Source organism: Mycobacterium senriense (assembly GCF_019668465.1).
GTDB lineage: Bacteria > Actinomycetota > Actinomycetes > Mycobacteriales > Mycobacteriaceae > Mycobacterium > Mycobacterium senriense.
Genome location: NZ_AP024828.1, coordinates 1224144 through 1237128, shown reverse-complemented (window position 1 = coordinate 1237128; position 12985 = coordinate 1224144). Strand labels below are relative to the sequence as shown.

At 69.3% G+C, this 12985-nt stretch carries 11 protein-coding genes; 3 read left to right on the top strand and 8 right to left on the bottom strand.

What is annotated here, in order from left to right; genetic code table 11:
- Positions 1 to 3: 3 nt before the first annotated feature.
- The 4 genes from MTY59_RS05930 to MTY59_RS05920 form a co-directional block, all read right to left on the bottom strand.
- Positions 4 to 591 (bottom strand): TetR/AcrR family transcriptional regulator, encoded by a 588-nt coding sequence (locus MTY59_RS05930; RefSeq protein ID WP_221046279.1) that lies wholly within the window; start codon positions 589 to 591, stop codon positions 4 to 6.
- An 89-nt stretch (positions 592 to 680) separates the two neighbouring features.
- The gene (locus MTY59_RS27630) at positions 681 to 812 is read right to left on the bottom strand and encodes a hypothetical protein (RefSeq protein ID WP_003874074.1); all 132 of its coding nucleotides are present in this window, start codon (positions 810 to 812) and stop codon (positions 681 to 683) included.
- A 317-nt stretch (positions 813 to 1129) separates the two neighbouring features.
- A complete protein-coding gene (locus MTY59_RS05925; RefSeq protein WP_221044849.1) occupies positions 1130 to 2599 on the bottom strand; it encodes an aldehyde dehydrogenase in 1470 nt (489 codons plus the stop codon).
- Positions 2600 to 2643: 44 nt separating this feature from the next.
- Complete coding sequence (locus MTY59_RS05920) at positions 2644 to 3411, bottom strand: class I SAM-dependent methyltransferase (RefSeq protein ID WP_221044848.1); 768 nt, start codon at positions 3409 to 3411, stop codon at positions 2644 to 2646.
- 65 nt (positions 3412 to 3476) lie between these two features.
- On the opposite strand from MTY59_RS05920, the gene MTY59_RS05915 reads away from it, so the two are divergent.
- Entirely contained in the window at positions 3477 to 4643 is a 1167-nt protein-coding gene (locus MTY59_RS05915; protein ID WP_221044847.1) for a glycosyltransferase family 4 protein, read from the top strand.
- Here the strand turns inward: MTY59_RS05915 and MTY59_RS05910 are convergent.
- Together MTY59_RS05910 and pgfA are read right to left on the bottom strand one after the other, a co-directional pair.
- Positions 4623 to 6341 (bottom strand): MmpA family trehalose lipid delivery protein, encoded by a 1719-nt coding sequence (locus MTY59_RS05910; RefSeq protein WP_221044846.1) that lies wholly within the window; start codon positions 6339 to 6341, stop codon positions 4623 to 4625. The genes MTY59_RS05915 and MTY59_RS05910 overlap by 21 nt on opposite strands.
- Before the next feature lie 21 nt (positions 6342 to 6362).
- Positions 6363 to 7649: a cell envelope lipid trafficking protein PgfA gene (gene pgfA / locus MTY59_RS05905; RefSeq protein ID WP_221044845.1), complete on the bottom strand. Its 1287-nt coding sequence runs from the start codon at positions 7647 to 7649 to the stop codon at positions 6363 to 6365.
- A gap of 181 nt (positions 7650 to 7830) precedes the next feature.
- On the opposite strand from pgfA, the gene MTY59_RS05900 reads away from it, so the two are divergent.
- Both MTY59_RS05900 and MTY59_RS05895 read left to right on the top strand, forming a co-directional pair.
- Complete coding sequence (locus MTY59_RS05900; RefSeq protein ID WP_221044844.1) at positions 7831 to 9003, top strand: acyltransferase family protein; 1173 nt, start codon at positions 7831 to 7833, stop codon at positions 9001 to 9003.
- Between the two features lie 158 nt (positions 9004 to 9161).
- Entirely contained in the window at positions 9162 to 10505 is a 1344-nt protein-coding gene (locus MTY59_RS05895) for a lipase family protein (RefSeq protein WP_221044843.1), read from the top strand.
- A gap of 13 nt (positions 10506 to 10518) precedes the next feature.
- Here the strand turns inward: MTY59_RS05895 and MTY59_RS05890 are convergent, their stop codons facing one another.
- Both MTY59_RS05890 and MTY59_RS05885 read right to left on the bottom strand, forming a co-directional pair.
- A complete protein-coding gene (locus tag MTY59_RS05890) occupies positions 10519 to 11991 on the bottom strand; it encodes an AMP-binding protein (protein WP_221044842.1) in 1473 nt (490 codons plus the stop codon).
- Positions 11984 to 12964: a phosphotriesterase-related protein gene (locus tag MTY59_RS05885; protein ID WP_221044841.1), complete on the bottom strand. Its 981-nt coding sequence runs from the start codon at positions 12962 to 12964 to the stop codon at positions 11984 to 11986. Before MTY59_RS05885 ends, MTY59_RS05890 begins: the two co-directional genes overlap by 8 nt.
- Positions 12965 to 12985: the final 21 nt, after the last annotated feature.

The window sequence follows — 12985 nt, the reverse complement described above, 5'->3', positions numbered from 1 at the left end:
GGGTCACTGCGCGGCGTCCTGCTTTCCCGGGATCTTGTTGCGGGCCACGAATTCCTTTGCCTTGATCAGGAATTCGAGCTGTTCGCCCACCTGGTGTAGCGGGCCCGCGTTGCGGGTGGAGCGGGAGAGCACGATGGCGCCCTCCAGCGCGGCGATCGACGTGACGGCCAGCGACGCGGCGTCGGCGTGGTCGAAGCCGTCGTTGACGAAAGCCCGGGTGAGCGCGGTGCACCAGCGGCCCAGGATGGCGCCGGCCTCGGTGGACAGTTTGGGGCCGTCGCCGTCCGAACAGCCGATCGCCGCCGCCACGACCGGACAGCCGGCGGTGAATCCGCCGTCGGTGAGCAACCGCTCCCAGAATGCGACGAACTCCTGCAACAGCACCCGGGCGCCCCGCCCGGCGGCGTCATCGATCATGGCGGTGATGGAGTCGCCCGAGTAGCGCAACGCTTCTGTCAGGATCTGATTGCGTCCGTCGGGAAAGTGGTAGTACACCGAGCCGCGTGGGGCGCCGCTGCGGGCGAGCACCGCGTCGATGGTGACGCCCGCCGCTCCGCGTTCGCGCATCACCTCGGCGGCGCTGGCCAGCATGTTGGTTCGGGTGCCCCCGCGTTTTGTTGGGGCGTGCTCCGGCGCTGACTCACCGATGGTCGGCACTGGCGTACCTCCTGTGGCCGGGGTCATGCAGCGTGCGAGTGCCGCAGCGCCGGCCAGTGCATGTGGCGTGGGCTGAAGCGGAAGGTGCGGCGCCGCAAGTCCGGCATCTCGCGGGTGAATTGATAGCCGGCGACGTTGAGCTCGATGATCCACATGATGTTCTCCCGGCCTGTGTACGGCCCTTGATTATGCTATGAACCATATAAGACAATTGTTAATTAATCTATTTCTCAGGTGAAGTGTGACGTACGCCGCATAAATGGCGGGAGGTTGGGCGAGGGCCGCGCTCCCGGTTGTACAGATGCTCAGAAAATTATGCCCTATTGCATAATTACTAGCGCCGCGGACGCGCCTGTCGACCGGGCACGCCGCTGCCGTTCACGTGCCGTCGGCCGCACAACGCCGAACGTGCACCCATGGCGAAAAACCGACGGAATTTTCGCCATGAGTGCACGTTCGAAGCGCGCGAGAGTCAGCTCTCGACGGAGTAGCCCATCGGCATCAGCACGCTCTTCTGCTGCGTGAAGTGCTCGACGCCCTCCGGCCCGTTCTCGCGGCCGATGCCGGAGTTCTTGTAGCCGCCGAACGGGCAGCACGGGTCGAACGCGTACCAGTTGATGGCGTAGGTGCCGGTGCGGATCTTCTCCGAGATCGCGATCCCCTTGGGGATGTCGGTGGTCCACACGCTGCCGGCCAACCCGTAAGCCGAGTCGTTGGCGATCTTGATCGCGTCCTCCTCGGTGTCGAACGGGATGATGCTCAGCACCGGCCCGAAGATCTCCTCCTGGGCGATCGTCATCTTGTTGTCGACGTCGGCGAAAACGGTGGGTTGGACGAAGAATCCGTTGTCCAGGCCCTCGGGACGGCCGCCACCGCACACCAGCCGGGCGCCCTCCTCGATGCCCTTGGCGATGTAGCCCTCGACGCGGGCGCGCTGCTTCTCCGAGATCAGCGAGCCGACCTGAGCGGCCGGGTCCGACGGCGGTCCGACAGGCAGGGCCTGCACGAATTCGCTTACCGCGTTGACGATTTCGTCATACCGCGAGCGGGGCGCCAGGATGCGGGTCTGGCCCACGCAGGCCTGCCCGGTGTTCATGATCCCGGAGAACACCAGCATCGGGATCGCCGAGGCCAGGTCGACGTCCTCGAGGAGGATGGCCGCCGACTTACCGCCGAGCTCCAGCGTGCACGGCTTGAGCATTTCCGCGGCGCGACGGCCGATCTCCTTGCCGACGCCGGAGCTGCCGGTGAACGTGAACAGGTCGACGTCCGGGTTGGAGGTCAGCGCCTGGCCGGTCTCGATACCGCCGGGCACCACCGACAGCACGCCCTCGGGCAGGCCGGCCTCGGCGAAGATGTCCGCCAAAGCGTTTGTGGTGAGCGGGGTTTCGGCGGCGGGCTTGAGCACCACGGTGCAGCCGGCCAGCAGCGCCGGGCCCAGCTTGTTGACCGCCAAAAACAGCGGCACGTTCCAGGCGACGATCGCGCCGACCACGCCGATCGGCTCGCGGTGCACGATGGTCTGGCCGTAGGAGCCGTTGCGAATCTCGCGCCACTTGACCTGGTCGACGGCCGGGCCGGCGAAGAAGTTCATCGCACCCATCGAGCCCATCCAGTGCATCGTCTCGATGGTGGTCGGCGGCTGGCCGGTCTCGCCGGCGAGCAGCGCGCTCAGCAGCTCCTTGCGCTCCTCCATCAGCTTGACCGCGTTGGCGATGACGGCCGCGCGTTCCTTCGGCGGCGTCGTGGGCCAGGGGCCGTTGTCGAACGCGGCGCGGGCCGCGGCGACCGCGGCGTCGACGTCCGCCGCCGCGGCCAGCGGTGCCTTGCCGAAGTACTCGCCGGTGGCCGGACAGCGCACCTCGATCACCTCAGAGGTCGACGGCTCCGTCCACTTGCCGCCGATGAAAAGCTTGTCGTATTCGGTCTTGATGTCGCCCATGGCGCCACCCTACATAAGCCGACGCAAAACGAGAACACGTTTCACTATTGGGGTTGTAGGACCAGCACCAGATTGCTCACCAGGAACTCGCGCAGCCCCGGTACGCCGGTCAGCCACCACGCCCATCGCGGGTGGTAGCGGGGAAATGCGGCCACCAGCGCCCCAGTGTTCTCGGCCCAGTTCAGGCCCGCGGCCGCCGACACCTCGAACAACGACGACCCGTAGTGGTTTTTGGGCGGATGGCCATGCTTGCGGGCGTAGCGGGCCGCGGCGCGGGCACCGCCGAGGTAGTGGGTCAGGCCCGTCTCGTGGCCGCCGAACGGCCCCAGCCAGACGGTGTAGGACAGCACGGCCAGCCCGCCCGGCTTGGTCACCCGCAGCATCTCGGCGCCGAGTTGCCAGGGTCGCGGGACGTGCTCGGCGACGTTGGACGACAGGCAGATGTCCACGCAGTCGTCGGCGAACGGCAGCGCCATTCCCGAGGCGCGCACGAAGGTGCCGGCTCCGCCGGCAACGGCCGGCCCGGCGGCGTGCATCTCGCTGGGGTCGGGTTCGACCCCGACGTAGTGGACGCCGGCATCGGTGAAGGCCGCCGCGAAGTAACCCGGCCCCCCGCCGACGTCGAGAAGCGTGCGGCCGGAAAGGGGCTCGCCGTGGGTGGCCCGCCACAGGTCGCTCACCATGGCCGCGGTGTCGGCCGCCAGGGCGCCGTAGAAGCGGGCCGGATCCGGCTGCTCGTAGCGAAATTCCGACAGCAGCCGCACCGAGCGGGCCAGCGTCGCCCGGCGCGCGAAGATCTCGGTGGCCGCCACCGGCCACACCCTACGGATGTGTAGCGCTGCCCGGTGCACATCATCGCCGGTTAGGCTGACGACCGATGTCTTCCTTGCGCTCCGTGCTGCTGCTGTGCTGGCGCGATATCGGGCACCCGCAGGGCGGCGGCAGCGAAGCCTATTTGCAGCGCATCGGCGCGCAGCTGGCCGCATCGGGAATCGCCGTGACGCTGCGCACCGCCCGCTATCCCGGCGCGGCGCGCCGCGAGGTCGTCGACGGCGTGCGGATCACCCGGGCCGGGGGCCGCTACACGGTGTACGTCTTCGCGCTGCTGGCGATGGCCGCGGCCCGGCTCGGGGTCGGGCCGCTGCGAAAAGTGCGGCCCGACGTGGTCATCGACACGCAGAACGGCCTGCCATTCCTGGCCCGGCTGATCTACGGCCGTCGGGTGGTGGTGCTGGTGCATCACTGCCACCGCGAGCAGTGGCCGGTGGCCGGGCCGGTTCTCGGCCGGCTCGGCTGGTTCGTCGAGTCGACGCTGTCGCCGCGGGTGAACCGGCACAACCAGTACGTCACGGTATCGCTGCCGTCAGCGCGCGATCTGGTCACCCTGGGCGTCGACGGCGCCCACATCGCGGTGGTGCGCAACGGCCTCGACCGGGCGCCGGCGCAGTCGTTGTCGGGCCCGCGCTCGGCCGCGCCGCGGGTGGTGGTGCTGTCGCGGCTGGTACCGCACAAGCAGATCGAGGACGCCCTCGAGGCGGTCGCGCGGCTGCTGCCGCGGACACCGGATCTGCACCTGGACATCGTCGGTGACGGCTGGTGGCGCGAGCGGCTGGTCGAGCAGGTGCAACGGCTCGGCATCAGTCCGGCGGTGACGTTTCACGGTCACGTCGACGACGTGACCAAACACCATGTCCTGCAAGGGGCCTGGGTGCACCTGCTGCCGTCGCGCAAGGAGGGCTGGGGCCTGGCCGTCGTCGAGGCCGCCCAGCACCGGGTGCCCACCATCGGCTACCGGTCCTCGGGCGGCCTGTCGGACTCGATCGTCGACGAGGTGACCGGGATCCTGGTGGACAGCCACGCCGAGCTGGTGGATCGGCTCGAAGAACTGCTCGCCGATCCGGTGCTGCGCGAGCAACTCGGCGCCAAGGCGCACACCCGCAGCGGGGAATTCTCCTGGACGCAAAGCGCCGACGCGATGTGCGGCGTGCTGGAAGCGGTGCAAGACGGCCGCACGGTCAGCGGGTTAGTCACCGGGCGGGGCTGAGCGCGCCCGGCGCCGCCACGCGCCGATCGCCGCGCCGGCGCCGCCGCCGATCAGCATCGCCAGCCACGCCAGATGCGCGACCATCGTCGCCGTCCGCCGCCCGGCGGCCACCCCGGCGGTCTGCCCGCCGATCCGATACAGCGCGATCTCGTGGTCCCGGTAGGTCGGCGCCAGCGCGCTCAGGGTGCGCGCGGCCGCCCCCATGTCGCCGGCGCTGTCGGATTCCACCACCAGCCAGCCCACCCCGGCGGCGGCCAGCGCCGCCGGATCGGGCCCGGACAGCAGGAGCTCCTGCACCGCCCGGGCGTGCGCGCCCTCCCCGGCGATGGTGGTCCCCGAGATCACCAGGTCGCCGGTGCTCAGCACGTCGGCGCGCACCCAGCGGGGCAGCGGGTCCAGCACCGCTGCGGGGCCCGACCAGGAGAACAGCCGCATGGTCCCGGCGGGCAACACCGCAACGGCCGCCGGCCGGTCGTTGATCGCCGCGGCGACGGCGGTCCAGCCGCGCGGATAGCGCACCGGCGCCACCTTGCCGAACACGCCCCAGCCCAGGTCGGGCAGCGCCAGCAGCAGCGCCAGGCAGCAGACCAGCGCCGGGACCGCGGTCCCCGGAAGTCGTAGCCACCGGCGCAGCGTCACCGCCGCACCGGCCCCCGCCAGCGCGTAGCCCGGCATCGCCAGCGCCACCCACTTCTGCGCGTCGCGCAATACCCCGAAGCCGGGCACGGCGTCGACCACCGTGCTCAGCAGCTGCAGGCCCGGGCCGGTCGCCAGCGCCGCCGGGACCAGCACCGACACCGCCGCCAGCACCAGCAGCGGCACCGCTGCCGGGCGCCGGGCGACCGTCGGCAGACCCACCGCAACCACACCCAGCAGCACCGCCGCCGAACACACCGCGAAAAGCGTGGTGCGCGAACCGGGTACGGCGTCGCCGTTCCAGATGCCGCCGAGACTGGCCAGGCTGGCCAGGGTGCCCAACCCGGGCTCGGCGCGGGGCGCGAACGCCTCGACCCCCAGCCGGTTGGCCGCCGTGTGGGCGGTCAGCGACGAACCCATCGCAGACGCCGTCAGCCACGGCAGCGCCGCCACCAGCGCGGCGCCCAACGCGGCCGCGGCGCACCACCCGCGTGCGGTGCCGGTGCCCGGCACCGCCACGCAGACCAGCGCCACCGTCGCGGCCAGCAACAGCCCGGTCGGGGTCAGCCCGGCGAACGCGATCCAGAAGGCCAGGCCGAAAAACGCCAACCGGCCAGCCGCCGTCGTCCGCAGCGTCAGCACGGCCGCAGCCACCCACGGCAGGCAGCCGTAGCCGACCAGCAGGCTCCAGTGACCCTGCACAAGTCGTTCCGCGACATAGGGATTCCAGATCGCCACGGTGGTGGCGACGAACTGGCCGGGCGCACCCGCGCAGGGCAGCGCGACCGCGACCAGCCGGGCCGCGCCCCATCCCGCCAGCCACAAACCGAGGACCAGCAGGGTCTTGACCACCACGCCGCCGTCGACCAGATGGGAGGCCAGCGCCACCGCGAAATCCTGGGGGGTGGCGCGCGGCGCCGACGTCAGCCCCAGCGCGGTGTCGGACAGGTAGGACCGCGGCGTCGACACCGCGTCACGCAACAGCAGGTATCCGGGCGCCAGGAGCGGCCCGACCACCAGCAGCGCCAAGACCAGTGCGTACCCGGGCCGGGTCCAGCGCACGGTTAACGCATCCGGGCCGGGCTATTCCCGGTCGTGCTGGCCGTGCGGATTGGGCTCGGCCGGCCCCGCCTCGGTGGGCTCGTCCGGGCCGGGTGGGCCGGAGCCGGACGGACCGGCCTCCTCACGCGCCTCGGGACGCTGGGTCGGCAGCTTCTCGGTCTCGGCTTCGGCGCCGGGCACCGGCTCCTCGAGTCCGCTGCGGCCGAAGAAGTCCTGGTCGCCGCGGTCCAGACCGGGGTCGGTCAGCGCGCTCTCGCTGCGCAGGCTGAACGAGGCGAGCAGCCCACCGCCGATCAGCGCGATCAGGCCGACCGCGGTGAACGTGATCGGCAGCACCCGCGACCAGAGCGCCAGCCGGTCGCGCTCGTCGCGGGCCGCGTTGATCTGGGACTCGACGGTGTCTTCGTTCGAGGTGACCTTGTAGTCCGCCAGCGTGAGCTCCGGCTTGAGCGGGTCACGGGCGAAGTAGTGGTCGGCGTGCTCGGTCTGCTTGACGATGGTGCCCGACACCGGGTCCACCCAGAACGTGCGCTGCGCCGCGTAGTAGCGGGTCATGGTGATCTGCTCGTTCGGGTCGCCGCCCTGGATGCCCCACATCGACGCCGACGTGGTCTGCTTGGCGTCCTCGTTGCCGGCCAGCAGCGACGGGTAGGCCACCGGCGCCACCAGCTTGCCGTCGGCGTTGAAGCCGACGTTCTGGGTGAACTTGTACGTGGTCAGCCCGTTGACGTCTTCCTGTGTGTCGTAGTTGACGTCGAACGCCTTCTGCGCGATCGGATCGAAGTAGGGGTAGGTCTTCTTCTCTGTGTGGAACGGGAACCGGTAGGACAGCCCGTCGTGGCGCAGCGGCATCGCGGTGGGCGGGTTCTCGTCGTTGACCGCGCGCGGCTTCTGGACCGAGCCGCCGGCGTGGGTGTCGTCGGAGACGGCCAGCGCGGTCTTGCGGTTGAGCGTGACGGTGTCGACGATCGCCAGCAGCAGCCCGCTGTCCTTCTGCTTGTCGGTGCGCCGCAACGAACTTCCGACCTGGAGCGTGACCACGTCGGCGTTGGCGGGCGACTCGACGCTGATCTGCTGCTGGGAGACCAGCGGCACGTTCTGGTTGACGACGACGTGGTCGGTCGACAAGGACGCGGAGTCGAGTGTGGTGCCGGTGCCGTCACCGATCAAGGTGGCGTCGATGTCCAGGGGGACCTTGGTGATCCTGCTGGTGGTGTACGTCGTCAAAAGCAGCGCGGCGATAAGCAGGGCAGCTCCGAGTCCGATGATCCCGCATGCGGCGAACCTCAACATGACTGCTCGGTTCACGTCGCTGTGCCCTCCTCAATTCCTTGCTTCATCAGCCGCGACCCGACCCGAGCGAGCAGCCCGGGGCAAACTCGTTTGACCCTAACAGCACAAAGTAAGGCAGCGACTTACGAACCTGTTGCTCGCGCGGACGGGTCCACCGGGTGTGCCCATTCGCCTGGCAACGCAGCACAGGCAAACTGTGGTGGTGAGCGATGACCAGCGGGTGGGCGGGGTCCGCAGCTTCCTGCCGGCCGTGGAAGGCATGCGCGCCTGCGCGGCCATGGGCGTGGTGGTCACGCACGTCGCGTTCCAGACCGGGCACTCCAGCGGCGCAACCGGCAGGCTGTTCGGCCGCTTCGACCTGGCCGTGGCGGTGTTCTTCGCGTTGTCGGGTTTTCTGCTGTGGCGCGGACATGCCGCGGCGGCAAGGGATCTGGGACCGCGCCCGCGCACCGGCCACTACCTGCGGTCGCGGGTGGTCCGCATCATGCCCGCCTATGTGGTTGCCGTCGTCGTGATCCTGACCCTGTTGCCCGACGCCGACCACGCCAGCCTGACGGTGTGGCTGGCCAACCTGACGCTCACCCAGATTTACGTGCCGCTGACGCTGACCGGCGGGCTGACCCAGATGTGGAGCCTGTCCGTCGAGGTCAGCTTCTACCTGGCGCTGCCGATCCTCGCGCTGCTGGCCCGCCGCCTGCCGGTGCGGGCCCGGGTGCCCGCGATCGCGGCGTTGGGGGCGCTCAGCTGGGCGTGGGGCTGGGTGCCGCTGGGCGGTGAGTCCGGAATCAACCCGCTGAACTGGCCGCCGGCGTTCTTCTCCTGGTTCGCCGCGGGCATGCTGCTGGCCGAATGGGTGCACAGCCCGATCGGCCTACCGCATCGGTGGGCGCGGCGGCGCATCGTGATGGCCGCCGTCGCGGTGGTCGCCTATCTTTTGGCGGCCTCCCCGTTGGCCGGTCCGGAGGGCCTGATTCCCGGCACGGCCACCCAGTTCGCGGTGAAGACGGCAGCGGGTTCCGTGGTTGCCTTCGCGCTGGTGGCGCCGCTGGTGCTGGATCGGGTGGACACGCCGCACCGCATCCTGGGGACCACCGCGATGGTGACCCTGGGGCGCTGGTCCTACGGGCTGTTCGTGTGGCACCTGGCGGCGCTGGCCATGGTGTTCCCGGTGCTCGGGACCTTCCCGTTCACCGGCCGCATGCCCACGGTGTTGGTGTTGACGTTGATCTTCGGCTTCGCGATCGCCGCGGTCAGCTATGCGCTGGTCGAATCGCCGTGCCGAGAAGCGTTGCGCCGCTGGGAGAAACGCGAGAGGCCGGGCGAACCGGCGCAGGCCGTCGACGCCGAGGCGGACGCGATCGCGCCGTGAACCTGCCCTGACCGCACCCGAATTCCTCTTCGACGCGGTACCGAAGGTCTCGAAACGTCATTTTTGGGTAACCCCGGGTGTGATAGAGCGGCGTATTACCGGGTGCCGACGGCGGCGAAGGCAACGAAGTCGCGTCAGTGCTGGAGAGGTGTTGAACGATGAACAACGACACGATCGCGGCGCGGTCTTTGGCGGACACGTCACACGAGGAGTCGCGTCCTGGCGAGCGTCCGCTCTCGCCGGACGACGACCCGTTCTACCAACCGCCGCCGGGGTATGAACAGGCCGAATGTGGCACCGTGCTGCGCTCTCGCACCGTCGCGTTGGGCTTCCTGGGTGTGCTGCCGCAAAGCTTCCCGGCCACCCAACTCCTTTACCGCAGCACGAACCTGCACGGCGACCCGGAGGTGGCCGTGACCACTGTCTTGCTGCCCGAAGACCGCGATCCGCGCGCAGTGTGTCCGCTGCTGTCGTATCAGTGCGCTATCGACGCGGTGGCGTCACAGTGTTTCCCGTCGTACGCGCTGCGCCGCGGCGCGGGGCCGATCGGTGCGTTCACGCAGGCGGAATTCCTCCTCGTCGCCGCGGCCTTGGCCGAAGGGTGGGCGGTCTCGGTACCCGACCACGAGGGCTGTCACGGCATGTGGGGTGCACCCCGCGAACCGGGGTACCGGATTCTCGACGGTGTCCGCGCCGCGGTCAGTTGCGAACGGCTGGAGTTGTCACCGTCGGCCCCGGTGGGGCTGTGGGGTTATTCGGGCGGTGGCTTCGCCTCCGCCTGGGCGGCCGAGGCGGCCGGCCGCTACGCGCCAGAACTCAATATCGTCGGCGCGGTGCTCGGCTCACCGGTCGCCGACCCGGAAAGCGTCGCGCGCCGCCTCAACGGGTCGTTTTTCGCCGGACTGGCCGCACTGATGATCACGGCGCTGACCGAGGTGTTCCCGGAAGCGCAGCGGGTCGTCATCGAGCACGCCACCGAAGAGGGCAAGGCGGTGCTGAACGAATTGCGCAGGCTGACCACCGCGGGCGCGGTTCGGCTGCTGCGCAATGCCGACATCGCCTCCTACGTCGACATGACCACCGACGAACTGTGGGACCTGCCGGAGGTGCGCCACATCTTCGACGAAACCAAGCTCGGCAAGACCCCACCCGTACTGCCCCTGCTGGTGATCCAGGCCGTGCACGACAGAATCATCAGCGTCGACGACATCGATCAGCTCGTCGAGACCTACATCGCGGCCGGGGTAGCGGTCACCTATCACCGCGATCGATTCTGCGGCCACCTGCTGCTTCACCCGCTATCCTCGCCGATGGCCCTCAGGTGGCTACGCGACCGGTTCGCCGGACGGCCGCTCGACGAACACAAGAACCGTACGGTGTGGCCGACCCTGTTCAACCCGTCCACCTACCTCGGCATGCTGAAGCTCGGCGCGATCACGTCCAAGGTGATCTTGGGACGGCCGGTCCGGTCCAGTCCGCTGTCCAAATCCGACGCGGCGTAGCGGTTTGGTCGGGTCAGCCGGCTTCCGCAGCGGCCAGCCGTTCCAGGATTTGTTCGCGCACCGCCGAGCGGCGAGCCTTGCCGGCGTCGTCGCGCAGCGGGGTGTCGACGAACTCGACGACATGCGGCACCTTGTACCCCGCCAGGTGCTCGCGCAGAAACGCTTGCACGGCAGCGGAATCCAGTACCGAGCCGTCGATCGGGTGCACGAGCGCGTACGGCACCTGGCCGAGATCGTCGTGAGGGACGCCGACGACCAGGCAGGACAACACATCCGGGTGCGCCGAGAGCGCGTTCTCGATCTCGGCGGGATAGACGTTGCGGCCGCCGACGGTGAACATGTCGACCCGCCGGTCCGAGAGGTACAGGAACCCGTCGGCGTCGAAATAGCCGAGATCGCCCAGCGAGTCCCAGCCGTCGCGGCTCTTCGCCGTGGCGCCGACGTAGCGGTAGGTGGGCGCGCTGTCCGGGCCGGGTCGCATGTAGATCTCGCCGATTACGCCGGGCGGGCAGGGGATGCCGTCGTCGTCGAGCACCTTCATCTCCCCGGCGACCACCACGCCGACCGACCCGCGGTGCGTCAGCCACTGGTCTCCGGAGATGAACGTCAGCGCCTGTAATTCGGTGCCGCCGTAGAGTTCCCAGACTTTCTCCGGACCCAGCAGATCGATCCACGCCTGCTTGATGGCGGGCGGGCAGGGCGCCCCCATGTGCCAGAACCGCCGAATGGACGAGAGGTCGTAGGCGCCTGGGTCGGCCTGGTAGACCGGCAGCGCCCGCTGCATGATCGTCGGCACCGTCGTCAGAAACGTCACGCGATGGTCGGCGATCAGCCGCAGGAACCGCTCGGGGTCGAACCGGCTCATCAGCACCAGGTGATGCCGCATCAGCAGTGCGATGGTCGCGGTGGTGAAGCCGGTGTTGTGTGACAGCGGGATCGGCACCAGGGTGGTGTCGCCGTCCTGGGCGCCCAGCGGATAGCCGATCGCCGACGGTATCCGGCTGTCGCCACCGGACTCGATCAGCTTGGGCCGGCCGGTGCTGCCGCCCGAACCCATCGCCTTCCACACCGGCGACACCGCCTCCGGCAGCGCGCCGTCCGACAACCCTGGGTCGGGTATGAAACCGATTGGCACGCTTGGTATCTGGTGATGCTCGCGGCCGACCAGCAGGGCGGGTGGCCGTAGGTCCACCAAGCTCTGCAGCTCTGCGTCCGGCAACCGCGCGGACAACGGCTGCGGCACCGCGCCCAGCTTCCAGCACGCCACCGCGGCCTGGATCCACTCGACCGAGTTGGGCAGCACCATCGTCACGTAATCGCCGGCGCCGACGCCACGTTCGGCATAGGCACGCGCCAGCCGGTTGGTCGAACGCTCGAGCTCTCCGCGGGTGAGGGTGATGCCGTCGCAGGTGACCGCCGGCTCGTCGGGGGCCAGTTCGGCCAGCGCCGAAATCTGCGTGCCGATCGGCGGGATCGGCTCACTCATACGCGCCCTGCCGCTCGAAGATGCGGCGCGGGTTGTCCACCAGCATGGTGTGCAGCTGTTCGTCGGTGACGCCGCGCTCCTTGAGCGCCGGAATCACGTCGTTGTGGATGTGCAGGTAGTGCCAGTTCGGCATCACCTGCGACACCAGCTCGTCGGGCAGCGCATCGAAGTAACAGTTGGCGTCGTGGGAGAGCACCATCTTGTCGGCATGCCCGCGCTCGCACATCTGGGCCACGATGTTCACCCGGTCTTCGAACGGCGAGATTGCGTCGATGCCGAACCGGTCCATCCCGAGATAGGAACCGGCGGCGATGAGCTCCTCGAGGTATCCGACGTCGGTGCTGTCACCGGAGTGGCCGATGACGACGCGGCCGAGGTCCACGCCCTCCTCCTCGAAGATGCGCTGCTGTTCCAGCCCGCGTCGCATGCCCGCGTGGGTGTGCGTGGAGATCGGCACCCCGGTGCGCTTGTGCGCCTGGGCCACCGCGCGCAGCACCCGCTCGACGCCGGGGGTGACGCCGGGTGTGTCGGTCGCGCACTTGAGGATCCCGGCCTTGATCCCGGTGTCGGCGATGCCCTGCTCGATGTCGCGCACGAACATGTCGGTCATGATCTCCGGGCCGCCGAGCTCGCCGCCCGGGCCGAGGTAGTGGAAGTACATCGGCACATCGTTGTAGGTGTAAAGCCCGGTCGCCACAACGATATTCAGCTCGGTCTCGGCCGCGACCCGGGCGATCCGCGGGATGTAGCGGCCCAGGCCGATCACGGTGAGGTCGACGATGGTGTCCACGCCGCGGGCCTTCAGTTCGTTGAGCCGCTTGACGGCGTCGGCGACGCGCCGGTCTTCGTCGCCCCACGCTTCGGGATAGTTCTCGGCGATCTCGGTGGTCATGATGAACACGTGCTCATGCATGAGGGTCACGCCCAGTGCGGCGGTATCGATGGACCCGCGAGCGGTATTGAGTTCTGACACTCCAGTGATGCTAGGGCGGTG

Coding starts and splice junctions, on each gene's coding strand:
- MTY59_RS05930 (WP_221046279.1), bottom strand. CDS start 591: ATGCTGGCCAGCGCCGCCGAGGTGATGCGCGAACGCGGAGCGGCGGGC.
- MTY59_RS27630 (WP_003874074.1), bottom strand. CDS start 812: ATGTGGATCATCGAGCTCAACGTCGCCGGCTATCAATTCACCCGCGAG.
- MTY59_RS05925 (WP_221044849.1), bottom strand. CDS start 2,599: ATGGGCGACATCAAGACCGAATACGACAAGCTTTTCATCGGCGGCAAG.
- MTY59_RS05915 (WP_221044847.1), top strand. CDS start 3,477: ATGTCTTCCTTGCGCTCCGTGCTGCTGCTGTGCTGGCGCGATATCGGG.
- MTY59_RS05895 (WP_221044843.1), top strand. CDS start 9,162: ATGAACAACGACACGATCGCGGCGCGGTCTTTGGCGGACACGTCACAC.
- MTY59_RS05890 (WP_221044842.1), bottom strand. CDS start 11,991: ATGAGTGAGCCGATCCCGCCGATCGGCACGCAGATTTCGGCGCTGGCC.